Source organism: Nocardia flavorosea (assembly GCF_015477805.1).
GTDB lineage: Bacteria > Actinomycetota > Actinomycetes > Mycobacteriales > Mycobacteriaceae > Nocardia > Nocardia flavorosea_A.
Genome location: NZ_JADLQL010000005.1, coordinates 281,210 through 306,718, shown reverse-complemented (window position 1 = coordinate 306,718; position 25,509 = coordinate 281,210). Strand labels below are relative to the sequence as shown.

Below are 25,509 nucleotides of genomic sequence, written 5' to 3'. Positions count from 1 at the left end.
CCGATTCGGGCTGCCGGACCGGCCTGACTCCGCTGCTGATAGACACGACCCGTGAGTATCGAGATCGCCTTGGTGGATATCCGGGCGGGCCGGGTGGAGCTGTCGGATCGCCGGACCGAACACCGCTGGCCGGTGGAGCTGGCGGCGTTCCGCCTGGCGGCGCGGCCGGTGACTCGGGCGCAATATGCGGCGATCATGGGGGACGGGACCGGAGACGAGCTGCCGGTGGACAGCGTGTCCTGGGACGACGCCGTGCGCTTCTGTAACCGGTTGTCCGAGCGAGAAGGGCTGACCCCGGTGTATCGCGGCGCGGGGGCGGATACCGAGCGGGCGCTGTCCGCCGACGGGTATCGCTTGCCGGCCGAAGCGGAATGGGAATATGCCTGCCGGGCGGGGACCACGGGCCCCCGCTACGGCGAGCTCGACGAAATCGCGTGGTACCGAGGCAATTCCGGCGGTACCGCGCATCCCGTCGGCCGGAAGCGGCCCAACGCGTGGGGGTTGTCCGACATGCTCGGCAATGTCTGGGAATGGTGCTGGGACTTCTACGATCCGGCCGTCTACGGCGAATACCGGGTACTGCGCGGCGGCGGGTGGTTCGACGAACACTGGAGCTGCCGGGCGTCGGTGCGACGGCGCAGCCATCCGACGCTGCGACTCGACGATATCGGGTTCCGCGTCGCCCGCTCGGTCTTATAGCGCGCCGCGGGCGGCGAGTACTTCGAAGGCGGCGTCGGCGCTGCGCCACAGGATCTCGATCTCCGCCCGGACCGCCGGCGCGGTGACCGGATCCTGCAGGGCCAGGCCGTTACCGAAGATCACCACATTGGCGCCCGCATCGGCCAGGCGCAGCAGGGGGCCGGTGGCCACCCCCGCGCCGAGTACGGCATCGAGTCCCTCGCCCACGAAATAGAACCGCCACAGCGGGCCGAGGTCGCCACCGTAGACGGCTTTCGTGAGATCGACGATGCGGAAACCGTGGCGCGCGATCGCGTCGACGATGGTGAAATGGTCGTGCGCATTCGCCGGTGTCGCCTGCGTCGCCGCCACGGAATAGGCGAGGTCGACGGTGAGATGGGCGTTGTAGCCCGCCATCGCGACCCGCGCGGCGGACAGTTCGCACTGCCGGGTGAGCGCGAAATAGTGTGCCCACTGCGGTTCCGCCGGTGCGCCGGTGAATTCCGCATGCAGGTTGCGCAGGAAACGGGTCAGCAGTTCCAGGCTGATACGGTGCGCCCACTCCGGGTCGTCGAACACGCGGGGGTTGCGCTGCAACGGCATGACGGCGGCCCGCTCCACGGCATCCAGTCCCAGCGGCAGCAGGCCCCGCCGGTCCCGGTGAGCCACCAGGATCTCGGTGATCCGCCGATGCTGTTCCACCGCCCGTTCGAGCCGGGCCGGTGCGGTACCGGTGCTCTCGTCGAGCAGTTCGGACGTATCGGAGAGTTCGACGATCTCGGTGACGGCGGCCGGGGCCAGCGGTGCGCCACACGCGCTGTCGGCGACAACGGCCTCGGCGCGAGGTGGGACAACCAGGAAGATGGCCGCGAATACGAGCGCGAACGCGGTGATTCCGGGATATCTCCGTTCGCCGGCGCATACATCCGGCATGGTCGACCACCTTCCTTCGACGGACAACAACGGGGGCATACACGACCACGCGGTCACCGCGGCCGACGGCGTCGCCGAGTGCGGGATCGATCGCCGTGGCGGGCTCGGTCCGGCGGCCGTGCGCGCCCGGATGCGGTGCAACGGACTCAGTGGATCGGCCGGAAAGCTCGCCGAGCGCGGCTACAGACTAGTCCCGTACGCCGGGCGAAACCTTGCCCGCCACGCGGCAAACGCCCGCCCCGTGATTACGGCGTGGTCTGTGGTCATGGTCCGCGAGGTCGCCGAAGACGCCGCTGAACGCAAGCTCGATTCATTTCTCACCGGCTTCGCTCCTCATGAATGCGACACATCGCGATCAGGCCTGCGCGGTCGCTGCAGGTTTCATAGAAGTAGTGGGGACTCAGGTTGGCGAGGCGGGTGACCGCGCGCATGGTGACCGCCGCCGCAGCGCGCCGGTTCCGGAGCCCGTCGCCCGGCCGGCTGGCGAGGGCACGACTAATAACCCCTGGAGCGCAGGAATTCGGCGACGGTGACCACGGCCTGCGGGTTTCGCGGTCCCTCCACCAGCGCGGCATAGGGCAATGCGAGGAGATTGTTCTCCCGGACCGCCGTGGTACCCGCCATCAGCGGGTGCGTACGCAGCTGTTCGATCTTCGCCTGCACCGAATTCTCCGGTCCCGCCCCGTAGTCCACGATCAGAATCGCCTGCGGATCCCGTTGCGCCGCCGCTTCCCACGAGGCGGTGGTCCACGAATCGTTCAGATCGTCGAAGATATTGCTACCGCCCGCTTCCCGGATGATCTGCGAGGGCGCCGCATGCCGGCCCGAGGTGAACGGTTCGGCAGTTGCGCTGTCGAACAGGAACACCCGGGCCGGTTCCTGCCCGGCGGGGGCGCCGGCGGCGGCTTTCGCGACCTGGTCCCGGTATTGCGCGATGAGCTGATCGGCCCGCGCGCGCACACCGAAGATATCCCCGAGATTGGCCAGATCCGTGTAGAGCGCGTCCAGCGGTTCCATCACGCCGCGGCGGTCCGTTCCGGGTTGCCGGCACGCCTCGGTCAACTGGTACGGCACCGCGCCGATCGAACGGACCCAGTCCGGGGTGAGTCCGGTGGACTCCTTGAACCCGTAGTTCCACCCGGCGAAGACGAAATCGGGATCGGCCGCCTGGACGACCTCACGGGTGAACGCGTCACCGAGCAGCGGCGTCCGCTCGAAATCGGCCTTCCACGGCGACGAAGCGATATCGCGTTCCTTCCCGGGATAACTCGTGTGTCCCACCAGCCGGTCGGCGAGCCCGAGCGCGAACATCATCTCGGTGATACCGGTGTCGTTGGTGACCACCCGTTCGGGGACGCCCTCGACCGTCAGCGGCGCACCGCAGTTGGTGACCGTCACCGCCGCGCCGGTGGCCGCCCCGGCGGGCTGCTGCACCTCGGCGCCGCACGCCGTCGATCCGACTGCGGCCGTGACCGCCAGTGCCACGAGTATCCGGGGAAGCCTCATCTAAAAGTCCTTCTCGTCGAAGATGATCTGCGGAACACCGAGCCGGGGATGGGTGACGATATGGCCGCCGATCGAGAACCAGCGGACGATCACCTCCGCGGTGATCACCTCGTCCGGCGGTCCCGCGCAGACGAGCCGGCCCGCGTGCAGGACGAAGAGCCGGTCACAGTACTGGGCAGCCAGATTCAGGTCGTGCAATGCCGCGACCACGGTGATACCCAGGTCCCGCGCCGCGGACAGGACGCTGTACTGGTGGCGCACATCGAGGTGATTGGTCGGTTCGTCCAAGACCAGGACTCGCGGCTGCTGGGCCAGCGCCCGGGCGATCAGGACGCGCTGGCGTTCCCCGCCCGACAGCGACAGGAAACCGCGATCGGCGAGATGGGCGATATCGGCCGTCGCCATCGCCGCCGCGCAGATCTCGTCGTCGCGCCGGTGGGTGCCGCGCAGTAGGCCCGCATGCGGTAATCGGCCGGTGGCCACGATTTCGGCGGCGGTGAAATCGAACGGTGTGGTGGAGTCCTGGGTCAGCGCCGCCACCTGGCGGGCGTTCTCGCGCATCCCGATCGCGGTGATATCCCTACCGTCCACCAGTACCTGCCCAGAACTCGGGGATACGGCGCGGTACAGACAACGCAGCAGCGTGGATTTACCGCTGCCGTTCGGGCCCACGATGCCGATGAACTGCCCGGATTCGGCGGTCAGGGTCACCGCCTCGACGATCGTCGTACCGCCGATCGCCACGGTGACATCGACGTAGTCGACACGCATCAGCCGCCCCCGGTCATCGCGCCGCGCCGCCGCATCAGCAGCACGAATACGGGCACACCCACCGCGGCCGTGACGGCGCCCAGCGGTAACTCTTGCGGCGGCAGGAGAATCCGGGCCACGAGGTCGGCCGTCACCAGGAACACCGCGCCCAGCAGCGGGGTAACCACGATCAGCCGCCGGTGGTCGGCGCCGACCAGCAGCCGGGCGACGTGCGGCACCACCAGGCCGACGAAACCGACGGCCCCGCACACTGCGACGAAACAGCCCGTCATCGCGGCCGAAACGACGAAGAGCAGCAGACGGAACCGGGCAGCATTGAGACCGAGCGCGGCACTGACCTCATCACCCATCGACAGGGCATTCAACTGCCGCGCGCACACCGCGATGATCGCCAGGCCCACCACGGCGACGGTGACCACCAACGGGACCATCTGCCAGGTCGCCCCGGCGAGACTGCCGAGCAGCCAGAACATCACCGAACGAGCCGCATCACCATGGGGCGCCATGAACACCAGCACCGTCGTCGCCGCGGAAAAGCCGTAGCCGACGGCGGTACCCGTGAGCACCAGCCGCAACGGCACCAGCCCCGCACTCGACCGGGCCATCAGATAGACGAGGACAGTGGCGCCGAACGCTCCGGCGAAAGCCGCCGACGACAACGCGTACACCCCCAGCGCACCGAAAGCGCCGAACAGCACGACCGCGGTCGCGCCCACCGACGCACCCGACGAAATACCCAGAACATAGGGATCGGCGAGGGCGTTGCGCACCATGGCCTGAACCAGCAACCCCACGCCACCCAGTCCGGCGCCGACAGTCGCCGCCAGCACGACCCGCGGCAACCGGGAATCCACAACGATCCGGTACTCGGCGATATCCGTCGCCATGACGACACCGCCGGTGAGTTCGGCCCACAGGAAACCCACCGTGGCACGCCACGGAATATGCACCGCGCCGAACATCAACGCGAGAACGGAGACGACGGCCAGCGCCACGGTGAAACCGGCAATCAAAGCCGCCACGGGCAGCCGCCGGATCCCGGGTGCACTCATCGAACCGGAACCACTCGCCCGTTCCCGATGCCGATGCACGCAGACGTGCGTAAGCCACAACAACCCATCACTGGTCAACCGCTCCCTCGGAGTCGACACCGGACCACGCCGTCGGCGTGACCACGCGGGCAGGTCTTCGGACTCGTGAACGTGATACGGATTCCCGTATCGCCTACTGGCGGTCGCTTCCCAGGCATAGGGCCCAGTGCTGATGACCGCGGTCGTTTTCACATACCGCTGCGGGGCAGCTCCGGATTCCCACCGGATTCCCTCTTGCGAACCACCCGTCGTCGACGGGCGGTAACCAGCGCGCGGTCACGGTAGCACCCCGGATTTCCGGAATCGGCGCTCCGGGCGGGAATGTGCACCACCTCACTCGCGTGGATGTCGCGTACCGGTGCACGAACGGAATTCGGCGACCGATTCCCCCGGGGCCGCAGCCAGGAGTCCGGAGGCGATTTGGTCCCCCACTCCTGCGTGAGCTACGGTTACTCACGCAACGCGGGGTGGAGCAGCTCGGTAGCTCGCTGGGCTCATAACCCAGAGGTCGCAGGTTCAAATCCTGTCCCCGCTACCAGGAAAACGGTCTCGGAACCAAGGTTCCGAGGCCGTTTTGCGTTCGGGCCGGAGTCTGTTGAGTCGAACAGGCGCGGAAATGTCGATTCATTCGTTCGGCAAACGGGGCCGAGCCTATCGGGCCGTCTGCGCCGCGCCGGTTGCCGAACGGGCCGGAACAGTGGACGGCCGCGATCGCTGGGGCGGTCCGGCCGGGACTCAGTGCGGCCGGGACCGGCTTTCGGTGAGCCAGTCAACGAGAACAGCTGCCTGGCTGTGGTCGATATCCCGGCTTGCGGTCAGCAGTGTCACATCGGTGTCGGCGGCGATGCGGCGCAGGTGGTCGGCGGCGGTGCGGTGCGGTGGTGTGGTCAGCTCGGCCAGATAGCGGCGGCGGAACTCGGCGAACCGCGCCGGCTTGTGGTTGTACCAGTGCCGCAATTCGGTGGACGGTGCGATATCGCGTAACCATTCGGTGAGATCGAGGTCGTCTTTGCGTAGCCCGCGCGGCCAGACGCGGTCGACCAGGATTCGGGCGTTGCCGGCCGGTGAGATCGGATCGTAGACACGACAGTAGGTGATCTGTCCGCTCATGGTGTTCTCCTTTCGCGGCGTCCGCGGGCGGGTGGCGAAACCGCCGCCGGAGGCTCGGGCCGCCCCCGCTCTGCGGGCGCGCAGAGCGTCGACATATCCGGTGGGGAAGGTCACCCAGCGCTTAGTTTATACAATATTTGGATGTATAAATAGAGTTATGGCATACGTGATCGGCGAACCCTGTGTGGACGTGATGGATCGTGCGTGCGTGGAGGAATGTCCTGTCGACTGCATCTATGAAGGGGGGCGATCGTTGTATATCCACCCCGACGAGTGTGTGGACTGCGGTGCGTGCGTGCCGGTGTGCCCGGTGGATGCGATCTACTATGAACAGGACCTTCCCGCCGAACTCGAGCCCTATCTCGACGATAATGCCGCTTTTTTCACCGAAACCCTGCCCGGTCGCGAGCAGCCGCTCGGATTCCCCGGCGGCGCAGCGAAACTCGGCCCACTCGGGGTCGACACTCCGTTGGTCGCCGCGCTGCCCTCACGGAGTAAGGAGTAACGAGCCATGACACCCACTCGGGCCTCCGCCGCCACCCCGTCCCGCTCGCGCGCCGGCACGGCCGGAGCCGGTGGCGGGCGGCGCGGCGATGTGCTGGCGATATTGCGGGGGTCCCGTGATGCGCTGAGCATCGTCGATATCGCCACACGCCTGCAGTTGCACCCGAACACGGTGCGCTTCCATCTCGAGGCGCTGGTCGAGGCCGGACAAGCCGAGCGGACCGAACATCCCCGCACCGGCCCGGGTCGCCCGCCGCAGATGTTTCGCGCCCATCGTGGGATGGACCCGGCGGGGCCGCGCAACTACCGACTGCTCGCCGAGGTCCTCGCCACCCAGTTGGCCGCGGACCCCGACCCGCCGGCCCGCGCATCCGAGGCCGGACGCCGTTGGGGCCGTGCGCTGGCACGTGAGATGAACGCTGCGGCGCCGACAGTTCAGCAGGCCGTCGGTGCGCTGATACGGGTGCTCGGCGATGCCGGTTTCGACCCCGAACCCGACACCGTCGAGGGGCAGCCGCAGATCCGGTTGCGGCACTGCCCGTTTCTGGACCTGGCCGAAACCCGGGCGAGCGTGGTGTGCCCGGTCCATCTCGGCCTGATGCAGGGCGTGCTCGAGGGGCGCGCCGCACCGGTCGCAGTGCAGAGACTCGAGCCGTTCGTAACTCCTGATCTCTGCTTGGCCCACCTCACCACCGACACCTCGAATGTTTCGTCCGCATCGGCGTCGGCCGGATCCGTGGCATGATCCCCGCCCGGCCTGTTATCGTCACCGCCCTGTGTGTCCCGGTCGGATACGAGCATGACCACGCCGGCTGAATCGAGACCCGAACGCCCGCGGCGGTCCCGCGATCAGCATCTCGACGCGCCGGACGGAAGGACCACCCACCACCGCGATGACCGCGAACGGGCGGACGGCCCGCTCATTGTCGTCGGTGTCGATACGTCCGAGGCGTCCCCGCATGCGCTCGCTTACGCGGCCGGTGCCGCGCGTCGCATGCATGCCACCGTGCTGGTTGCCTATATCAGAAGTCTCGGGACGAGCGCCTATCTCACCGGCGTGGGGCCGATGGGCGTCGATATCACCGCCGAACTCGCCGACCGGCAGATCGCCGCCGCCCGTGAGTTGGCCACCGAGGTGCTTTGTGACCTGCCACTGCGCTGGTCGTTCACCGTTCGCTGCGGCGACCCCGCGGTCGAACTGGCGCGGCTTGCCGACGACAACAATGCCGACAGTATCGTCGTCGGCCGGTCGAGCAGCCGATTGCGGCGGTTGGCCGGATCTACCGCGGCCCGGTTGCTCCGCCGGACCCGCTGCCCTGTCACCGTGGTGCCATAACAGCGGAGTGACGTCGGTCGGGGCTTCTGTGCGCGCCGCCGGATTCATCCGCCCCGGATTTCCAGCGCTCCGGGGGCAATCCGGAGGAGTTGTCCACAGTGCGCTCATCGGCAGACAGGAGAGCTTTTCGCCGAAGCACCACAGTGACGACGCGGTCGGCGAGGTATGTCTCGCGGCCTGCTGGTGTGACGAGAGTGCGTCCGGCGACGATGACCATGCTGCACTCCTGTTCGGTCCATTCACCGATATAGACCGATCCTCGCCGCCCGATTCATCGGTGCGATGCTCTTCGGTGTTCACCGGCGACCGCATCCAGCTGTAACAGCGGTCCTCGGCCTCTGCCGGTGTCGCGTGGCGGCGTGCGGTCGCAGATCCTGCGAACCGACTCCGGGAACGTCGCGACCCGGCTCAGGCTCGCGACCCGAACCGTTCCAGGACAGCGCTTGCTTCCTGGGAGGCGGTGCCCTCCTCGGCGAGATGCGCCATGGTTTCCGGGATCGCGCGGCCGTGATGTGCCATGGCCTGGGCGTACAGCCGGCCGGCGCGGTAGGAGGAACGCACCAGCGGGCCCGCCATCACACCGGCGAAACCGATCTCCTCGGCGACCTTCGAATGTTCCACGAACTCTTCGGGTTTCACCCAGCGATCCACCGGATGGTGCCGCGGTGAGGGGCGCAGGTACTGGGTGATGGTGAGGATATCGCAGCCGGCTTCGTGCAGGTCACGCATGGCCTGGGTGACTTCCTCGGGGGTTTCGCCCATACCGAGGATCAGATTGGATTTGGTGACCAGGCCCTCGGCGCGGGCCGCGGTGAGCACCGCGAGGGAACGCTCGTAGCGGAACGCCGGGCGGATCCGCTTGAACACGCGGGGCACGGTTTCCAGATTGTGCGCCAGCACCTCCGGGCGGGTGGCGAACACCTCGGCGAGCTGGTCCGGTTTCGCGTTGAAATCCGGGATCAGCAGTTCCACACCGGTGTTCGGGTTGAGCTTCTTGATGGCGCGCACCGTTTCGGCGTACAGCCAGGCGCCGCCGTCGTCGAGATCGTCGCGGGCGACACCGGTGATGGTCGAATAACGCAAGCCCATGGCCTGCACGCTCTCGGCAACCCTGCGCGGTTCGTCCCGGTCCAGCGGGGACGGTTTACCGGTATCGATCTGGCAGAAATCGCAGCGCCGGGTGCACTGTTCGCCGCCGATGAGGAACGTGGCTTCGCGGTCCTCCCAGCATTCGAAGATGTTGGGGCAGCCCGCTTCCTCGCAGACGGTGTGCAGGCCCTCCCGTTTCACCAGGCCCTTGAGCTCGGTGTATTCGGGGCCCATGGTGGCGCGGGTGCGGATCCAGCCGGGTTTGCGTTCGATCGGGGTCTCGGCGTTGCGGGCCTCGATACGCAGCAGTTTACGGCCGGCGGGGGCTTGGGCGGAGGTCATGCGGCGGGGCCTTTCGGGTCGCATGCCGCGGTGGCGGCGGCGGATTCCGCGACGGCCAGGGTGGCGGCCCGCGGGATATCGTGCTCGGTAACCGGGAGCTCACCGCCGAGCGCGGCCGGGATCGCGGCGGCCAGCCGTGGCCGCACCTCGGCGACGGTGACCGTACGGCCGAGTTCCTGGCTGAGACTGGTGGAGCCCACATCCCGGATACCACAGGGGATGATGGCGCCGAACGCACCGAGATCGGGATCGCAGTTCAGTGCTATCCCGTGCAGGGTGACACCGCGCTGCACCCGGATGCCGATCGAGGCGATCTTCCGTTCGGGCAGCATCCCGGACGCGGCGAGCCACACTCCGGAACGGCCGGGCACCCGCCCGCATTCCACCCCGAGATCGGTGACCACCTGGATGAGCGCCTGTTCCAGTCGCCGGACGTAATCGACCACATCGATCGGCTCGGCGAGCCGGATGATGGGATAGCCCACCAACTGGCCGGGTCCGTGCCAGGTGATCTTGCCGCCGCGGTCGACGTCGATCACGGGGCTGCCGTCGGTGGGCCGGTCGGCTTCCTCGGTGCGGCGGCCCGCGGTGTAGACGGACGGATGTTCCAGCAGCAACAGGGTGTCGGCGCCCACGCCGTCGGCGCGTTCGGCGGCGAGCGCACGTTGCAGATCCCAGGCCTGCTGATACTCGATGAGTCCCAGATCGCGCACGTCGACGGGGGTGCTGTCGTAGCGTGCCGACCGGGTTGCGGTGCGGGTGTTGTTCACGATCACGACGTTACGCTCATCTCCACAGTGAGCTGCATCAGTGTCAGGTCCATCCAGCGGCCGAACTTGCGGCCCACTTCGGGCAGCTGCCCGACGATGCGGAAACCGAACCGTTCGTGCAGGGCGATGGAGGCGGTGTTCCGGGATTCGATCACCGCGATCATGGCGTGGATATCGCCCGCGCCGCGGGCGCGTTCGATCAGTTCGGCCAGCAGGGCGGCGCCGATCCCGCGCCGCTGGAAGTGGTCGGCGATGTAGATGGAGTTCTCGGCGGTGTGCCGGTACCCGGATTTGGGCCGCCACGGGCCGTAGCTGGCGTAACCGGCGAGTTCCCCGTCGACCTCGGCGACCAGGACCGGCCGGGCGTGCGCGGTGCGGTTGGCGAACCAGGCCTGCCTATCGGCCAGGTCGACGGGCTCGTCGTCCCAGATGGCGGTGGTCTCGGCGATCGCCCGGTTGTGGATCCGCAGGATCGCGGGCAGATCCGCGGCCCGCGCGTCGCGAACCAGGGTGACGGTGGCAGGGTTCACCGGCCCACCGCGGCGGTGAGCGCCGTCCCGACCGTGGGATGACGGAATTGGTAACCGGTCGCCTCGAGCACGCCCGGCAGGGCACGGGGACTGTGCAGGATCGCCTCGTCGGCGAATTCGCCGACCGCGAGTTTCAGCGCGAAACCCGGGACCAGCAGCGGGGTCGGCCGATGCAGGGCCCGGCCCAGGGCACGAGTGAATTCGGCATTGGTGACCGGCGCGGGACCCACCGCGTTGAGCGGGCCACTGACCGCCGGGGTGGTGAGCGCGTGCCGGATCGCGCCGATCTCGTCGTCGAGGGATATCCACGGCTGATACTGCCGGCCGTTGCCGAGCCGGCCACCCAGACCTAGCAGGAACAGGGCCTTCAGTTGCGGCAGCATCCCACCATCGCCGGCGAGTACGACCCCGCTGCGCAACAGCACGGTACGGGCGCCCGCGTCGGCGGCCGCGCGGGTGGCGGCCTCCCAGTCCACACACAGTGTGGGCAGGAAACCCGTACCGGGCGGGCCGGTTTCGTCGACCGCGCGGGCACCGGTGTCGCCGTAGTAGTGCACACCGCTGGCGTTCACCAGCGTCGGCACGCCGGCCCGCGCGACCGCCGTCGCCAGCACATCGGTGGGAGTGATCCGGCTGTCGCGCAGTTCCTGTTTGTACGCGCCCGACCAGCGTTTACCGCCGATCCCGGCGCCGCACAGGTTCACCACCGCGTCCGCCCCGGCGAAAACGGCGGGGTCGAGTTCGCTGCGGGCGGGATCCCAGTGGCGTTCGTCGGGCGCGGCGGCCGGCCGCCGGACCAACCGGAGCACCTGATCCCCGTCCCGGCGTAGCGCCGCGACGAGAGCAGTGCCGATCAGCCCGGACGAACCGGCCACCACAACCAGCATCTACGTGACCTTACAGGCCGAGATCGGCCTCGAACGCCGCCTCTTCGAGACGGTGCCGGATGGTGGTGAGGAACCGTCCGGCATCCGCGCCGTCGATCAGGCGGTGATCGTAGGTCAGCGGCAGGTAGCACATCGAGCGCACACCGATGAATTCGCTACCGGACTCGTCGGTGACCACGGTGGGCCGCTTGACGATCGCACCGGTTCCCAGCATCGCCGACTGCGGCGGCACCAGGATCGGGGTGTCGAACAGGGCGCCCTGGCTGCCGATATTGGTGATGGTGAAGGTGCCGCCGGCCAGTTCGTCCGGTTTCAGGCCGCCGGTACGGGCCCGGTTGGCGATATCGGCGATAGCGCGCGCCAGCCCGGCCAGCGAGAGATCGCTGGCATTGTGGATCACCGGCGAGAGCAGGCCCTGGTCGGTATCCACGGCGATCCCCAGATGCACCGACGCGTGGTAGGTGATCTCCTTGCTGTTCGCGTCGTAGCTGGCGTTGATGTTCGGGTGCGCCCCGAGCGCCTCCACCACGGCCTTGGCGAAGAACGGCAGGAAGGTCAGGTTCACGCCCTCGCGCTTGGCGAATTCGGCCTTGGCCTTCGACCGCAGGGTCGCGATCTTGGTGACATCGGCCTCGTGCACCTGGGTGAGCTGCGCGGTGGTCTGCAGCGATTCCAGGGTCTTGGTCGCGGTGATCTGCCGGATCCGGTTGGCCTTCTGCGTGGTACCGCGCAGCGCCGCCAGCGCGGGGCTGGGCGCGGGTGCGGCCGGAGCCTTCGCCGCGGGGGCGGCGGCCGGAGCCGCGGCCGGGGCGGCGGGCGCCTTCTTGGCCTCGGCGGCGGCGAGCACATCCTGCTTGCGGATCCGCCCGCCGACACCGGAACCGGTGAGGGTGGACAGGTCGACGCCGTTCTCCTCGGCCAGCTTGCGGACCAGCGGCGTCACGTACGGGGTGGCGCCATTACCGGACGAAGCCGGTGCCTGCGCCGCGGGGGCAGGTGCGGGCGCCGGGGCAGGAGCCGGGGCCGGTGCGGGAGCAGGTGCCGGTGCGGGAGCAGGTGCCGGGGCTGCGGCGGCGGGAGCCGGAGCAGGTTCGGGCGCCGGTGCAGGCTCGGGGGCGGGTGCGGGCGCAGGCTCCGGGGCGGAGCTCGCGGCGGGTGTGCCGGAGCCGATCACGCCGAGCTGACCGCCGACCTCCACCACATCGTCTTCGTTCGCGGTGATCTCGAGCAGCGTGCCGGCCACGGGCGAGGGGATCTCGGTATCGACCTTGTCGGTGGACACCTCGAGCAGCGGTTCGTCGACCGCGACCTCGTCACCGATCGCCTTGAGCCACCGGGTCACGGTGCCCTCGGTAACCGATTCGCCGAGTTCCGGCATCTTCACCGGGGTACCGGAGGCCCGACCGGACGCCGCCGCGGGCTGGGCGGCGGGTGCGGGTTCCGGTGCGGGCGCGGCTTCCTGCGCGGGCGCGGGCTCGGGTTCGGCGGCAGCCGGTTCCGGAGCCGGCGCGGGGGCGGCGGATTCGCCGGCCTCGCCGATAACACCCAGTTCGCCGCCCACCTCGACGACGTCGTCTTCCTGCGCGACGATCTTCGTCAACACACCCGCCGCGGGGGACGGGATCTCGGTGTCGACCTTATCGGTGGAGACCTCGAGCAGCGGCTCGTCGACCTCGACCGTGTCTCCTTCCTGTTTCAGCCACCGTGTCACCGTTCCCTCGGTAACGCTCTCACCAAGAGCGGGCATCTGGACGGAGAAGGCCATGTCCGTTGACTCCTCTAACTGCTCGACGGGTCTACAACAGTTCGTTCCGGTGGATCCCGTCGCGGGTCGCGACAGTGTTCCAGCCGGCGTTCATTCTGCGCGGCGCCGGAGATCTGTGTGGTTGTTGTTCCGGCCACCATCCTTGCACTCGTCGCCGCGGCCGGTTACCGGAGGGCATCCGATCCTGCCGTCCGGCACCATGGAATCACGGCCCTGTACGGCGGGTTCGGTGAACAACAGGAGGTCGGCCACGGTGGGCTTACTCGATCGTTTCCGTCGCGTCGCGCCTGGGCGGGACCGTGTTTCCCGTGGGCGTTCGGCCGAAACCGGGTACCTGGTGGAATGGATGCGCACACGCACCGGAGTGGAAGGTTTCGTCGAACCGAAGACCACTGTGACCGATGTCACGGTGGTGTTGGTTGCCGCGGATGGGGAGTGGACCCGGCGGATCGTCGGCGAACGCGGTGCCCGCCGCCTCGCGCGCGACCTCGGCATCCCGGTGTACGACGTCGGCAGAACCGGTTACCCGCAACGAATGCGCGACTACGACGCCCGCCGCCGTATCGAACGCAAACGTGCGATGGAGCAGGAACTCGGCGAGGGGTGAACGGGCGCGCAGCCTCGAGGACGCGCCGGCGCTGACCGGTGCCGTCGCGACGCCGGGGAACGCCGGGGTCCGCAGTGGCCCGGACGGGCCGCCAGTGGGCCCGGGACGCTGTTCGGCACGGGCTGCGCAGGTCGGCTCTGCCGGTTCGGGTTCACGGCCCGGGTGGCCGATGGGTCGCCGGTTCTGTTGCTCGGGTGGCGCCTACCGCGGCATCGCCCCGGTGCGTCCGGCGCTCGACCGCAACATCGGTGGACTGTCTGCCGACGTCGCAGGCCGGGCACCGGGACGTTCCGGCATATGGCGCTCGTCTCGCACTCGTCGTCGTCGCGGCCGACGCCCGGGCCGGTGTCCGGCGCCGACCGATGGTGGCGCCGGACCCGGTTGCGCTGCTCCCCGGTCGAACCGGCCCGCGGCCTATTCGGCGGCGATATCCTCGAGTACCGCGATGAGCGTGCGGACCGGGACGCCGGTCCCGCCCTTGCCGATATAGCCGAACGGCCCGCCGGTGTTGTACGCCGGGCCTGCGATATCGATATGCGCCCACTGGACGCCCTCGGGCACGAACTCCTTCAGGTAGGTGCCGGCGACCAGCATCCCGCCCCAGCGGTGCGAGGTCGCGTTGACCATATCGGCGACCTTGGAGTCCAGGTCGGCGCGCAATTCCTTGGGCAGCGGCATCGGCCAGCCGTGTTCGCCCACCTCGCGGGAGATCCGGGCGACGCGGTCGCGGAAATCGTCGGTGCCCATGACACCCGGGGTGCGGGTGCCCAGCGCGACCATCTGCGCGCCGGTGAGGGTGGCGACGTCGATCAGGTACTGCGGGTCGTCCTCACCGGCACGGACCATGGCGTCGGCCAGGATGAGCCGGCCCTCGGCGTCGGTATTGGTGACCTCGATCGTGGTGCCGCCGTACTGAGTGAGCACATCGCCGGGCCGCTGCGCCGTATCCGAAGGCATGTTCTCCGCCATCGGCACGGTCGCGATCACGGTGATGGGCAGGCTCAGCCGCGCCGCCAGCAGGGTCGCCGCCACGACCGCCGCCGCCCCGGCCATATCCGAGGTCATGTTCTCCATGTTCGCGGCCGGTTTGATGGAGATACCGCCGGTATCGAAGGTGATGCCCTTGCCCACCAGCGCGACCTTCTTGTCGCCGCCCCGGTAGGTGAGCCGCACCAGCCGCGGCGGTCGCGACGAACCCTTGCCGACACCCACGACGCCGCCGTAACCCCCGGCCTCCAGCGCCTTCTCGTCGAGTACCTCGACCTCGAGCCCGGCGCCCTCGGCGAGCAGTTCGGTACGGCGGGCGAATTCCGCCGGGTAGAGGTGGCTCGGTGGGGTGTTCACGAAATCGCGGGCGGTGGCCACGGCCTCGGCCGTCAACTGCGCGTGCAGCAGCGCGTCGCCGCCGAAATCCGGCTCGGGAACGAGCAGTTCCAGCCGGGCGAGCGGGGCCGCCTCCGGTTTCGGGGCGGATTTCGCGGACCGGAACGGGGTGAAGGAGTAGGCGCCGAGGTAGAAACCCTCCACGGCGGCGCCGATATCGAGGCCGGACAGGGTGGTGACGGCTCGTGCGACCCCGGTCAGCGAGCGGGCGGCGACTCCGGCGCTGCGGCGGATCTGCTCGGCGTCGAGGTCCTCGGCGCTGCCGAGTCCGACGGCCAGCACACTGGTGACATCGTCCAGTCCGGCCGGGGCCGGCACTCGCACCAACTGTTCGGCCTTACCGGTGCCGCCGACCGCGGTGATCTGGTCCAGCAGCCGGGCGCGCAGGTCGGTGCCGAGTACATCGCCGAAGAGATCCTCGGGCAGCAGGACGGGCCCGTCGTCGGTGGTGGCCACACCGACGACGAGGACGTCGGTGCCGGGCTCGATGGTCTGGGTACGTGCCAATTCCGGTCCGAGCGGACGATCTGCGACAGCTGTCATGGCTTTCAGGCTATTCGGTGGCGCTTCGCTGCCGTACCGCGACACCGTCGAGGAGCATGTCCACGCCGTAGGACAGCAGCGCGTCGAAGTCGAGTTCCGGCGGCGGTACCGCCGCCGGGTCGAAGACCCGGTACAGCGTGGGGCGCGCGGTCGCGTCGATGAGGTCGGCAAGATCCGGCGGAGCCGCCGCGCTGTCGTCCGCCCCGCCGAGCCGATCGGTGCGCTCCGAGGTCCACAGCAGGGCGAGGCCCTGGACCAGCGCCGAATAACTCAGATAGGCCGACATCAGCTCGGTGCGCGGCAGATCCACTTCGCCGAAGGCGGACAGCGCGCGTTCCAGAGTGTCCAGCAATCCGGGGCCGAGCGGTGGCCGCACGCGCGAGAGCACCGGCAGCACCCACGGGTGGTTCCGGTACAGCTGCCATTCTCGCTGTGCCTCGTAACGCAGGCGCGCCCGCCACCCGGACAGCTCGCCGGTCGGCGGTGGGGGATCGGCGAGCACCATCTCGACCATTGCGGCGAGCAACTGTTCGCGATCGTCGAAATACCGGTAGAGCGCCGCGGTCGCCACCCCCAGTTCCCCGGCCAGCCGGCGCATGGTGAGGCCGTCGAGACCGGTGCGGTCGGCGAGCTCCACGGCCGTCCGGGTGATCGCGACCGCCGACAGACGGCGCGGTGCGGGGCGTAAGCGGGCCGGGGCCGCGACGCGGCGGGCACGGTAGGCGCGCGCCTGGCAGGAGCGGGAGCAATAGTGCCGCCGCCGGCCCCGAGGCGGTTGCCGCAGTTCCGCGCCGCAGCGCACACAGTGGTTCACACCGTCGATTTCAACACACGAAATTCCGTGACGAAATAGTGGTTGTGCAGTGGTGAGACGCATAAGTTCGCCTACAGGAACACCATTCACCAGGAGGCGACGTGGGTACGGAACTGGATGTGCGGCGTGCGGACAAGAGCGATTTCGACGCGTTGATGACCGCGCTCTCGACAGCGGCCCCGGACGAGGCGGTGACGGAATGGATGATGCGCGGTCATCCGGCGAAGCAGTTTCTCGACGTGTATCTGCCCGAGATCATCGAGCGCGGGCTCGCCGAGGACGAGATCTGGGTCGCGGGCGCGGCGGGCGAGATCTGGGCGGTTTCGGTCTGGCAGGCCGTCGATTCCGTTGAACGGCTGCACGCGGAGGCGGCGACCGTCCGGGAACAGGCCGACCGCGCCCCGGACGTCGTACCGCTGCAGCGTTCGGCCTACGTCACCGAGCTGCTGGCGCGCGAGCATCCGCGGCGGTTTCCGCACCGCTACCTGGAGCTGATCGTCACCGTTCCGCAGTACCGGGGCCGGGGTGCCGGGGCGGCGATCCTCGGCCACCGCACCCGGGCGCTGGCCGCCGCGGGAATGCCGGCGTATCTGGAGGCCAGTACCGAGCGGTCGTCGCGCCTGTACGCCCGGCACGGTTTCGTGCGTATCGGTGAGCCTTTTTCACTGCCGGAGGACGGCCCGACCTTGATCCCCATGTGGTTCGAAGCCTGAGGGTTGCTTCCGGTCGTCGGGTCCACGGACAACCACCGAGACCTGCGGCCCGGGCCGAAACGGCGTCGGCGGCCACGGGCACCGCAACCTGAGAACGGTCCGGAGCGGTCGTCGGGACCACGGGCACCGGAGCCTGAACGCCCGGCGGGTCGATGGGGACCCCGCTACGGAGAAAACAGGCCGCGGCGCGGGGGCCGCCAGGTCCGCCCGGGGCCGGGATAAGCTCGCCGGGTGAGTGACGCCGGGCTGAAACAGGGACCTGTCCATGGAGTTCATGCCGAACTGGGGGCGAAGTTCGCGCCGTTCGGCGGCTGGGAGATGCCGGTCTCCTATACGGGCACCGTGGCCGAGCACACCGCCGTCCGGGAATCGGTGGGGCTGTTCGATGTGAGCCATCTCGGCAAAGCGACGGTACGCGGGGCCGGGGCGGCGGAGTTCGTGAACTCCGCGCTGACCAACGATCTGGACCGGATCGGCCCCGGTAAGGCCCAGTACACCTTGTGCTGCACCGCGGAGGGGGGAGTGGTCGACGATCTGATCGCCTACTTCGTCCGCGACGACGAGATCTTCCTGGTGCCGAACGCCGCGAACACCGCCACGGTGGTGGAGCTGCTGGCGGCCGCCGCGCCGCCGGCGATCACCGTGGCCGATGAGCATCGCGACTACGCGGTGTTCGCCGTGCAGGGACCGCAGTCGACGCAGGTCCTGGATGCGCTGAAACTCCCCACGGACCTGTCGTTCATGGCGTTCACCGATGCCGACTGGCACGGACAGCCCGTCCGGGTCTGCCGGACGGGCTACACCGGCGAACACGGATACGAACTGCTGCCCCGCTGGTCCGGAGCCGAGGAACTGTTCCGGGCCCTGGTCGAGCAGGTGCGGGCCGCCGGCGGCGCGGTGGCCGGGCTGGGCGCGCGCGATACGTTGCGCACCGAGATGGGCTATCCGCTGCACGGGCACGAACTCTCCACCGAGATCACCCCTGTCCAGGCCCGGGCGTCCTGGGCGGTCGGCTGGGCGAAGACGGATTTCTGGGGCAAGGCGGCGCTGGAGGCCGAACGCGCGGCCGGCGCACGGCGGATCCTGCTGGGCCTCGAGGCGCTCGACCGCGGGATCCCCCGGGAGAACCAGACGGTACGCCACGACGGCCGCGAGGCCGGGGTGACCACCTCGGGAACCTTCTCACCGACCAAGCAGGCCGGGATCGCCCTGGCCCTGCTCGACCCGGCGATAACCCCGGGCAGCGAGGTCGAGGTCGATGTGCGCGGGCGCGCGCTGCGCTGCGCTGTGGTGCGGCCGCCGTTCGTGAAACCGCGCACCAGCTGATCCGGGCCGGGCGGCCGGGCGAAACCGTGCCTCGGGATGCCGGACAACCGACCACCGCGTATTCTGCCGCGACCCAGGACATAGACTGCTGGTCATGACCGCTGCTGCACAGTTCGCCCGTATCCCTCATCCTGCGCCCACCCCGGCGCAGCGGGTACAGGAGATTCTGACGGCACCCGGTTTCGGTCGATTCTTCACCGACCATATGGTCACCATCGATTACACCGAAGCCGACGGCTGGACCAACGCGGTCGTCGAACCCTACGGCTCGCTGACCCTCGACCCGGCGACCATGGTGTTCCATTACGGGCAGGCCATCTTCGAGGGGCTCAAGGCCTATCGGCAGCCCGACGGACAGGTCGCGTGTTTCCGGATCGACGCGAACGCGGCCCGGTTCCGCCGTTCCGCGCGCCGGATGGCGATGGCCGAACTACCCGAGGAGCTGTTCATCGAATCGGTGCGCCAGCTGCTCGAGGTCGACGCGGCCTGGGTGCCCGCCGCCGGCGGCGAGGAATCGCTGTACCTGCGGCCGTTCATGTTCGCCACCGAATCGGGTCTGGGCGTGAAACCCGCCTCCTCGTACAAGTACCTGCTGCTCGGTTCGCCCGCCGGGGCCTACTTCCCGCGTGGCGTGAAACCGGTGCGGGTGTGGCTGTCCACCGAATACGTGCGCGCCGCACCCGGCGGCACCGGCGAGGCGAAGGTCGCGGGTAACTACGCGGCATCGCTGCTGGCTCAGGCCGAGGCCACGGCCAAGGGCTGCGATCAGGTGGTGTGGCTGGACGCCGTGGAACGCCGCTACGTCGAGGAGATGGGGACCAACAACCTGTTCTTCGTGTACGGCTCCGGCGCCGACGCGCAGTTGGTGACACCCGAACTGTCCGGGTCGCTGCTGCCGGGCATCACCCGCGATTCGCTGCTCACCCTGGCCGCCGATTCCGGTTACCCGGTCACCGAACGCAAGATCTCGGTGGCGGACTGGCGCGCGGGTGCGGAATCCGGCGAGATCACCGAGGTTTTCGCCTGCGGTACCGCGGCCGTGATCACGCCGGTCGGCTCCGTGTGCGGGCCGGACGGCGAATTCGTGATCGGCGGCGGCGAGCCCGGTGAGGTGACCATGGCGTTGCGGGAAACCCTGACCGGCATCCAGCGTGGCACCTTCGCCGATGTGCACCAGTGGATGCGGGTGCTCTGACCACATGTCGTAACCACCGGGTACCGGAACGGCCTCCGGTACCCGGGCGGCGGGTCAGCCCGGCATGAGCGCGTGCCATTCGGCCAGCGACTTCGGGCGCAGCACGTAATTGTTGTCGCGGATCGAATCCAGCGAGGCGTGCGGGTCGGCGGAATACCAGTGTCCCGGGTACACCTCCGGGTTGATCGGCATATCCGCCAGCGACCGCAGGCTGGCGAACATGGCCGCGGAATCGCCGCCCGGGAAATCGGTGCGACCGCAGCCGTCGATGAACAGGGTGTCCCCGGCGATGAGTTTGTCGTCCACCAGGAAGCACTGGCTCCCAGGCGTATGCCCGGGGGTATGCAGGAATTCGATATCGACGGCGCCGACACTCAGCTTGTCGCCGTGCCCGTGGCCGGTCAATTCGCTGGGTGCGATCCCGGTGACATTCGAAACCCAGGATTTCTCCTCGTCGTTCACATGAACCGGGACGGTGACCTCGTCGAGCAGTTCCTTCACGCCGCGCAGCGTGAAACCCATCATCGAGCCGCCGATATGGTCGGGATGGTGGTGGGTGACCAGTACCCCGGACAGTTTCAGCCCGTCGCTCTCGGCGATACCGGCCAGATCACCCGCCGCGTAGGCCGGATCCACGACGACGCATTCACCGGTGTCCCGGTCACCGATCAGGTAGGCGAAATTACGCATCTGCGTGGCGATCGGGTCGCCGATGGCGAAATCCCGGCCGGCGAGCAGTTGACGGAAGTAGAGGCGCTCGGCTGACATACCTTCCACCTTATGGGCAGCGCCGCGGTGGTGAGACGCTGCGTTCGCAATATTGAGCGAGGTGACAGCCGAGCGCTCCGGCGTTGTGGCGCGCAACGTGTCTGAGCCACCCCACCTCAGGCCGTGCAGGGCCGCCGAGTCGGTAACCGTGTGCTGCTCATCGGTCCGGCCGCCCTGTTCGGTCTCCAACTCGGCCGGACCGGGACAGCCGAGCGCTTGCCACACCGGGGGCACGACGCTCGGGTACCCAGCAGCCAGTGCCGGAGTCTCCGGTTCTCCCGGCGGGCCGGTGCAGCACGTGTCGGCCGGTGGCAACAACCGGGAATCGGCTTGTCAGGCGCCGTTCGCGGTGGCGAAACCCAGCGCGGCCAGCGTCGTAGCGAGTTCCACCGCGGCACCGAGCAGGTCGCCGGAAAGCCCGCCGATGCGGCGGCTACCGTGGTCGACCAGCCGCACAGATATCAGCAGAGCCAGTACCACGACCAGCGGCCCGGACCAGGGCAGCCCGGGTACCGCGAAAACCGCCGCCGCGGCGGCCGTGATTGCCCATGCCACGACCACGGCCGGTGCTTGTGTTCCCGCGACCAAGGCGCCGAATCGGGTATCGGGCGCAGGTTCGATACCGCGGCGGCACGCGGCCACGACCGCGACCCGGCCGAGGGCCACCGCCGCGATGACCGCGTACCAGTTCCCGGCACCGGCGAGGGCCGTGAAGGCACCGGCCTGGATACCGGCGGTCAGGACGATGGAAGCCACCCCGAACGGCCCGGCACCGCCACTTTTCATGACCGCACGCGCGCGCTCCGGCGGGCCGTACACACCGAGGCCGTCGAAGGTATCGGCCAGGCCGTCCAGATGCATCCCCCGAGTCAGCAGCGCCACCACCGCGACGGCGGCGAATCCGGCCGCAGCACCCGCCGGTTCCAGCAGCCACAGGACGGCCGTGGCCGCGAGCCCGAGCGTCAGACCCGCGACCGGGGCCAGTGCGATCGCGCGGGCGGCCACGCGGCGGTCCACCTCGTCCGGGCCGCGGACGGGTAGCACGGTGAGCCACGAGAAGGTGAGCCGGAGACTCAGCACGATGCAGTCTCCGGGACGGTCGCCGTCACTTCCGCATATCGATGGCCGCGGCGTCGGCTGTGCCGGAGGAGGACTCGGCTGTGCCGTCGGGATCGGCGGACGTGCTGACCCCGGCATCGGCGAAGGTCGCCATTTCGGCGAGCACGGCCACGGCCGCCCGCAGTACGGGCAGCGCGGTGAGTGCGCCGGACCCCTCACCGAGCCGCATCTCGAGGCCCAGGACCGGATCGAGTTTCAGTTTCGTCAGCGCGGCGGTATGCGCGGGTTCGGTGGAGCGGTGCGCGGCCAGCCACCAGTCCGAGGCGCCCGCCGCCAGATCCTCGGCCACCAGGGCCGCGGCGGTTACGATCACTCCGTCGAGCAGAACCGGTGTGCGCCGGGCCGCCGCCTGGGCGAGGAAACCGGTCATCGCGGCGATATCGGCGCCGCCGGCCACCCGCAGCAATTCGACCCCGTCCCGAGCGACCGGGCGGGCCCGCCACATGGCGTCCCGGACCGCCGCCACCTTGCGCATCCAGCCGTGATCGTCGACACCGGTGCCGCGGCCGACCGCCTTGACCGGCTCGGTGCCGGTGAGGGTCGCGATCAGCACGGTGGCCGGTGTGGTGTTGCCGATACCCATATCCCCGGCGATGAGCAGATCGGCGCCCGCGTCGATCTCCTCGTCCGCGACGGCCCGGCCCGCGGCGAGCGCGGCCGCGACCTCCGCGGTCGTCAGCGCATCGGCCCGGTCGATGGGGCCACTGGACCGGCGGACCTTGTGCGCGCTCACCGCCGGGTCGGTATCGGCGGCGACCGCGATATCCACCACCCGCACGGTGGCGTCGGCCACCCGGGCCAGTGCGTTGACCGCCGCCCCACCGGCCTGGAAATTGGCGACCATCTGCGCGGTCACCTCGGTCGGAAACGCCGAGACACCGTGCGCGGCCACACCGTGGTCGCCCGCGAACACCACCACCCGCGCCCGCTCGAACTGCTGCGGTGGGCACACTCCCTGGCACGCGGCGACCCAGTTGCCCAGCTCTTCCAGCCGTCCCAGCGACCCCGGCGGTTTGGTCAGCGACGCCTGCCGCTGCTCGGCCGCCGCGCGGGCGTCGGCATCCGGCGGAGCAACGGGGGCGAATCCCTCTGACACTGGTGGAGCCTTCCGGTCGGGTAGCTGTCACGCCGGGCCGCCGCGCCGGGACCCGGTGAGCGGTCCCCGGCCGCGATGGCCGGCCTTCCGACAATATTGCCCGCCCGCCCTGGGAACAGCGTCAGGCACCCGCTCGCGCAATTGTCTCGGCCGGTCTTCGGGCGTAGCGGTCGCGGACTCCGGCCGGCGGATTTCGCCTCTGCCGTTGTAGCGTCGTCGGCGGGACGGATGGCATCGAGTTCACCTCGTTGCTTCGCGCGATGACACGGTGCGCCCGCACACGGCTACTTCTGTGTTGCCGTCCCACCGGCTCGGGCTTCCCGGTTCGGTACGTCGTCGACCGCGGTGCGTCCGATAGACCGCGGTGCCGGACGGACCAGGAACCTCCGCGGTCCCGGGCCGGAAGGCGGACGTGGGAACTTCGCGACCTGCCGTAGGTCGCTGCGGCGCTGCCGACGCCGGTCGTCTGCTCGACGCCGGTCGCCTTGCGCACCTGGCACGGGAGGCACCGTCACGACGTCGTGCCGCACGACCGCGGCGCGCCGGAGCAGGACCCGCCGCATGGTTGCGCCATAACGGGTGAGCCCGGCCGGATGATCACCGGTGTCGGCCGGCGATCCGGGCCCGCAGCGTGGCCGCGCCCGGACCGGTGAGTTCGTCGCAGTAGCCGGCGCGGCCGGCCATCGCCATGACCAGCGCCAGTGTGCTGCCCCGGGCCTCCGGACCCGTGCCGATTTCGAAGGGGCCGTCGGTGGCGACGAGGTGCACGCCCGCGCGAACCGTGCGACCGGCCACGGTGAAATCGCGTCCGGCGAAGAACCGGGCCACCTCGGTGACCGCGGTGAGCTCCGGGACCCCGGACAGCCCGAGGGGGCGCCGGATGTCCTGACCGTGCACCACCACCTCGCCGAGCCATGCCGGGATATGGCCGGAAGGAGCGGTTGTACTCGTGACCACCGCCCGGAACCGGGCCAGCGTATCGGCCGGTCCGCTACCGCGATACTCCATCATCCGGCGCTGATTGTGCCGGTCGGGATCGAAACGCGCCCCGGCCATACTGCGTATCCACCGCCACCGGCCGGTACTCGCCGCGGCGGTGAGATGAGCGACGACCTCCTCGACGGTCCAGCGCCCGCACAGGGACGGGACTGCCCACTGATCAGGTGTCAGCTCGGCGAGTTCGTCGGCCAGTACGGCCCTTTCCCGATGGATTGCGGCCCAGACATCGGCACGCGGCATTTTCTGCACGCCGGATAGGGAAACATAGGCGTGTGACATATCGGCCCGGGCGGGACGACCCGGGCCGCCGCCCCGCGCGAGCGTGCGACACCGGATTTCGCCCCGAGGGCAGGCTGGTTCACCGCGTGCTCTGCCGGGGCTTATTTCAGGCGCATCGGGAGTCCGGCGACGACGAAATAGACGTCGTCGCAGGCTCGCGCCAGGCGTTGGTTGAGGGTGCCGATCTCGTCGCGGAAGAGACGGCCGGAGCGGGTCGCCGGGATGACGCCGAGCCCGACCTCCGGGGTGACCAGCACCAATCGACCCGGGTACTGCCCAACGGCCGAGACCAGTGCGTCCATCTCCGGGGTGATCGTGCCCCGGGGCGCGTCCCAGGCATCGTGGGCGTCGAGGCGGGCAGTGAGCCAGGTGCCGATATCGTCGACGAGGGTGGGGCCGGTGTGGGCGTCACGTAGTGCCGTGGCCGGGTCGGCACCGTCGAGAACTGTCCAGCCGGCGGGGCGGCGGGCGCGATGCGCGGCGATCCGGGCGGCGAAATCGGTGTCCGCTGGATCGGGGATCGCGGTCGCGATATAGCGGGTAGGAGCCGCTCCCACCAGGGATTCCGCGTACGCGGATTTCCCGGACCGGGCCCCGCCCAGCACCAGCGTGCGCCACCGGCCGCCGGACGGCGTCGCGGGATCGGGTTGCGGCACCGGCCGGATCAGATCGCGTCGCCGGGGCCGACACGCGGTTTCGGCGCGCGCATCTTGCGCATCTGGGAGGCGCGCACGAACGCGTACCAACCCAGCCGGAACCCGGTATCGGTGTTCTTGGGGAAACGCTCCCGGACCCGCCGGTTCACGATCCGGCTGAGCAGGAACCCCTCGGCGATCATGAACACCATCATCACGAGCATTGCCAGGGTGACGATGGACTGCCACTCCGGGGCGGCGAACATGGACAGGATCAGCAGCAGCGCCATCGGCATGAACAGCCCGACCAGATTGCGGCGGGCATCGACGATATCGCGGACGAAGGCGCGCACCGGGCCCTGGTCGCGTGGGAGGAGGTACTTGTCCTCGCCGGCGAGCATCCGGGCGCGGCGATCCTGCGCGGCGGCGCGGCGATCGGCGGCGGCGGCCTTGCGGTCCGCTTTGGTGCCGCGCGACTCCTTACGGCGGGCGCGGGCTTCCTTCGCGGTCATCGGTGGCGGCGCGACGGGCCCGCGGCGGCGGCCCTCGGCTTCGCGCCGGCTCGGCGTGGGCCGGCCCTTACCCGCGGTGGGGGCGGCTTTCGCCGGTACCGCATCGGCCTCGGTGGTATTCGCGGTGGCGGTCGCGGCCCGCGAACTGTCGGCGGGCACGTCGGTACCGCTGGACTCACCGCGTCGGAACAACTTCACGGTAACCAGG

General features: G+C 69.5%; 26 protein-coding genes, 1 tRNA gene and 1 riboswitch. Of the genes, 9 read left to right on the top strand and 18 right to left on the bottom strand.

The annotated features are described in order from the left end of the window. Nucleotides 1-69 precede the first annotated feature (69 nt). Entirely contained in the window at nucleotides 70-699 is a 630-nt protein-coding gene (locus IU448_RS23005; RefSeq protein WP_195057947.1) for a formylglycine-generating enzyme family protein, read from the top strand. Here IU448_RS23005 and IU448_RS23000 read toward each other — a convergent pair. The 4 genes from IU448_RS23000 to IU448_RS22985 form a co-directional block, all read right to left on the bottom strand. After that, nucleotides 694-1,611, bottom strand: coding sequence for a DUF5995 family protein (locus IU448_RS23000; RefSeq protein ID WP_195057736.1), 918 nt, complete (start codon nucleotides 1,609-1,611; stop codon nucleotides 694-696). The genes IU448_RS23005 and IU448_RS23000 overlap by 6 nt on opposite strands. 495 nt (nucleotides 1,612-2,106) lie before the next feature. Continuing rightward, nucleotides 2,107-3,117, bottom strand: coding sequence for an ABC transporter substrate-binding protein (locus tag IU448_RS22995; RefSeq protein WP_195057735.1), 1,011 nt, complete (start codon nucleotides 3,115-3,117; stop codon nucleotides 2,107-2,109). Then, nucleotides 3,118-3,888 carry an ABC transporter ATP-binding protein gene (locus IU448_RS22990; protein WP_195057734.1) on the bottom strand — a complete coding sequence of 257 codons (771 nt, stop codon included), beginning with the start codon at nucleotides 3,886-3,888 and terminating at the stop codon, nucleotides 3,118-3,120. Continuing rightward, the gene (locus IU448_RS22985; RefSeq protein WP_195057733.1) at nucleotides 3,888-4,940 is read right to left on the bottom strand and encodes a FecCD family ABC transporter permease; all 1,053 of its coding nucleotides are present in this window, start codon (nucleotides 4,938-4,940) and stop codon (nucleotides 3,888-3,890) included. The genes IU448_RS22990 and IU448_RS22985 overlap by 1 nt, the downstream gene beginning before the upstream one ends. A gap of 109 nt (nucleotides 4,941-5,049) precedes the next feature. Continuing rightward, nucleotides 5,050-5,264: riboswitch (cobalamin riboswitch) on the bottom strand. A gap of 176 nt (nucleotides 5,265-5,440) precedes the next feature. Here IU448_RS22985 and IU448_RS22980 point away from each other — a divergent pair. Next, nucleotides 5,441-5,517 (top strand) — tRNA-Met (locus tag IU448_RS22980). Nucleotides 5,518-5,714: 197 nt separating this feature from the next. On the opposite strand, the gene IU448_RS22975 is transcribed toward IU448_RS22980, so the two are convergent. Then, complete coding sequence (locus tag IU448_RS22975) at nucleotides 5,715-6,089, bottom strand: DUF488 domain-containing protein (protein WP_195057732.1); 375 nt, start codon at nucleotides 6,087-6,089, stop codon at nucleotides 5,715-5,717. 157 nt (nucleotides 6,090-6,246) lie between these two features. On the opposite strand from IU448_RS22975, the gene fdxA reads away from it, so the two are divergent. Genes fdxA through IU448_RS22960 form a run of 3 tightly spaced genes read left to right on the top strand, consistent with a single transcriptional unit; the run spans nucleotide 6,247 to nucleotide 7,929 of the window. Then, nucleotides 6,247-6,594, top strand: a complete 348-nt coding sequence (fdxA, locus tag IU448_RS22970) for a ferredoxin (RefSeq protein ID WP_195057731.1) — start codon at nucleotides 6,247-6,249, stop codon at nucleotides 6,592-6,594. Between the two features lie 6 nt (nucleotides 6,595-6,600). Continuing rightward, complete coding sequence (locus IU448_RS22965; protein ID WP_195057730.1) at nucleotides 6,601-7,338, top strand: helix-turn-helix transcriptional regulator; 738 nt, start codon at nucleotides 6,601-6,603, stop codon at nucleotides 7,336-7,338. Between the two features lie 54 nt (nucleotides 7,339-7,392). Next, on the top strand, nucleotides 7,393-7,929 hold the full coding sequence (locus IU448_RS22960; protein ID WP_195057729.1) for a universal stress protein: 537 nt from the start codon (nucleotides 7,393-7,395) through the stop codon (nucleotides 7,927-7,929). Between the two features lie 408 nt (nucleotides 7,930-8,337). Here the strand turns inward: IU448_RS22960 and lipA are convergent, their stop codons facing one another. From lipA to sucB, 5 genes are read right to left on the bottom strand one after another with little or no spacing between them, the layout of a single operon-like run. Further along, nucleotides 8,338-9,360 carry a lipoyl synthase gene (lipA, locus tag IU448_RS22955; protein ID WP_195057728.1) on the bottom strand — a complete coding sequence of 341 codons (1,023 nt, stop codon included), beginning with the start codon at nucleotides 9,358-9,360 and terminating at the stop codon, nucleotides 8,338-8,340. Continuing rightward, nucleotides 9,357-10,130, bottom strand: coding sequence for a lipoyl(octanoyl) transferase LipB (gene lipB, locus IU448_RS22950; RefSeq protein ID WP_195057727.1), 774 nt, complete (start codon nucleotides 10,128-10,130; stop codon nucleotides 9,357-9,359). The genes lipA and lipB overlap by 4 nt, the downstream gene beginning before the upstream one ends. Nucleotides 10,131-10,132: 2 nt before the next feature. Next, nucleotides 10,133-10,660, bottom strand: a complete 528-nt coding sequence (locus IU448_RS22945; protein WP_324188680.1) for a GNAT family N-acetyltransferase — start codon at nucleotides 10,658-10,660, stop codon at nucleotides 10,133-10,135. Further along, complete coding sequence (locus IU448_RS22940) at nucleotides 10,657-11,547, bottom strand: TIGR01777 family oxidoreductase (RefSeq protein ID WP_195057726.1); 891 nt, start codon at nucleotides 11,545-11,547, stop codon at nucleotides 10,657-10,659. The genes IU448_RS22945 and IU448_RS22940 overlap by 4 nt, the downstream gene beginning before the upstream one ends. A 10-nt stretch (nucleotides 11,548-11,557) precedes the next feature. After that, nucleotides 11,558-13,312, bottom strand: a complete 1,755-nt coding sequence (gene sucB, locus IU448_RS22935; protein WP_195057725.1) for a 2-oxoglutarate dehydrogenase, E2 component, dihydrolipoamide succinyltransferase — start codon at nucleotides 13,310-13,312, stop codon at nucleotides 11,558-11,560. A gap of 253 nt (nucleotides 13,313-13,565) precedes the next feature. Between sucB and IU448_RS22930 the strand changes: the two genes are divergently transcribed. Next, a complete protein-coding gene (locus IU448_RS22930; protein ID WP_195057724.1) occupies nucleotides 13,566-13,919 on the top strand; it encodes an oxidoreductase in 354 nt (117 codons plus the stop codon). Nucleotides 13,920-14,333: 414 nt separating this feature from the next. On the opposite strand, the gene IU448_RS22925 is transcribed toward IU448_RS22930, so the two are convergent. Both IU448_RS22925 and IU448_RS22920 read right to left on the bottom strand, forming a co-directional pair. Further along, nucleotides 14,334-15,845, bottom strand: coding sequence for a leucyl aminopeptidase (locus IU448_RS22925; RefSeq protein WP_195057723.1), 1,512 nt, complete (start codon nucleotides 15,843-15,845; stop codon nucleotides 14,334-14,336). Between the two features lie 10 nt (nucleotides 15,846-15,855). After that, complete coding sequence (locus IU448_RS22920) at nucleotides 15,856-16,659, bottom strand: TetR/AcrR family transcriptional regulator (RefSeq protein ID WP_324188679.1); 804 nt, start codon at nucleotides 16,657-16,659, stop codon at nucleotides 15,856-15,858. Nucleotides 16,660-16,760: 101 nt separating this feature from the next. Here IU448_RS22920 and IU448_RS22915 point away from each other — a divergent pair, with 101 nt between their 5' ends. From IU448_RS22915 to IU448_RS22905, 3 genes are all read left to right on the top strand, one after another. Beyond that, nucleotides 16,761-17,372, top strand: coding sequence for a GNAT family N-acetyltransferase (locus IU448_RS22915; RefSeq protein WP_324188678.1), 612 nt, complete (start codon nucleotides 16,761-16,763; stop codon nucleotides 17,370-17,372). A gap of 231 nt (nucleotides 17,373-17,603) precedes the next feature. After that, nucleotides 17,604-18,698 carry a glycine cleavage system aminomethyltransferase GcvT gene (gcvT, locus tag IU448_RS22910; RefSeq protein ID WP_195057721.1) on the top strand — a complete coding sequence of 365 codons (1,095 nt, stop codon included), beginning with the start codon at nucleotides 17,604-17,606 and terminating at the stop codon, nucleotides 18,696-18,698. A gap of 94 nt (nucleotides 18,699-18,792) precedes the next feature. Further along, complete coding sequence (locus IU448_RS22905) at nucleotides 18,793-19,893, top strand: branched-chain amino acid aminotransferase (protein WP_195057720.1); 1,101 nt, start codon at nucleotides 18,793-18,795, stop codon at nucleotides 19,891-19,893. A gap of 54 nt (nucleotides 19,894-19,947) precedes the next feature. Here the strand turns inward: IU448_RS22905 and IU448_RS22900 are convergent, their stop codons facing one another. The 6 genes from IU448_RS22900 to IU448_RS22875 all read right to left on the bottom strand — a co-directional run bounded on the left by IU448_RS22900 (nucleotide 19,948) and on the right by IU448_RS22875 (nucleotide 25,499). After that, nucleotides 19,948-20,661 carry an MBL fold metallo-hydrolase gene (locus IU448_RS22900; RefSeq protein WP_195057719.1) on the bottom strand — a complete coding sequence of 238 codons (714 nt, stop codon included), beginning with the start codon at nucleotides 20,659-20,661 and terminating at the stop codon, nucleotides 19,948-19,950. Nucleotides 20,662-20,994: 333 nt separating this feature from the next. Beyond that, nucleotides 20,995-21,741 (bottom strand): adenosylcobinamide-GDP ribazoletransferase, encoded by a 747-nt coding sequence (locus IU448_RS22895; protein WP_324188677.1) that lies wholly within the window; start codon nucleotides 21,739-21,741, stop codon nucleotides 20,995-20,997. Nucleotides 21,742-21,766: 25 nt separating this feature from the next. Further along, entirely contained in the window at nucleotides 21,767-22,876 is a 1,110-nt protein-coding gene (gene cobT, locus IU448_RS22890; RefSeq protein ID WP_195057717.1) for a nicotinate-nucleotide--dimethylbenzimidazole phosphoribosyltransferase, read from the bottom strand. A 597-nt stretch (nucleotides 22,877-23,473) separates the two neighbouring features. Further along, nucleotides 23,474-24,115: a maleylpyruvate isomerase family mycothiol-dependent enzyme gene (locus tag IU448_RS22885; protein ID WP_195057944.1), complete on the bottom strand. Its 642-nt coding sequence runs from the start codon at nucleotides 24,113-24,115 to the stop codon at nucleotides 23,474-23,476. 140 nt (nucleotides 24,116-24,255) lie between these two features. Next, on the bottom strand, nucleotides 24,256-24,819 hold the full coding sequence (locus IU448_RS22880; protein WP_416383042.1) for a bifunctional adenosylcobinamide kinase/adenosylcobinamide-phosphate guanylyltransferase: 564 nt from the start codon (nucleotides 24,817-24,819) through the stop codon (nucleotides 24,256-24,258). Next, nucleotides 24,819-25,499, bottom strand: coding sequence for a DUF3043 domain-containing protein (locus IU448_RS22875; RefSeq protein ID WP_195057715.1), 681 nt, complete (start codon nucleotides 25,497-25,499; stop codon nucleotides 24,819-24,821). The genes IU448_RS22880 and IU448_RS22875 overlap by 1 nt, the downstream gene beginning before the upstream one ends. Between the last annotated feature and the right edge of the window lie 10 nt (nucleotides 25,500-25,509).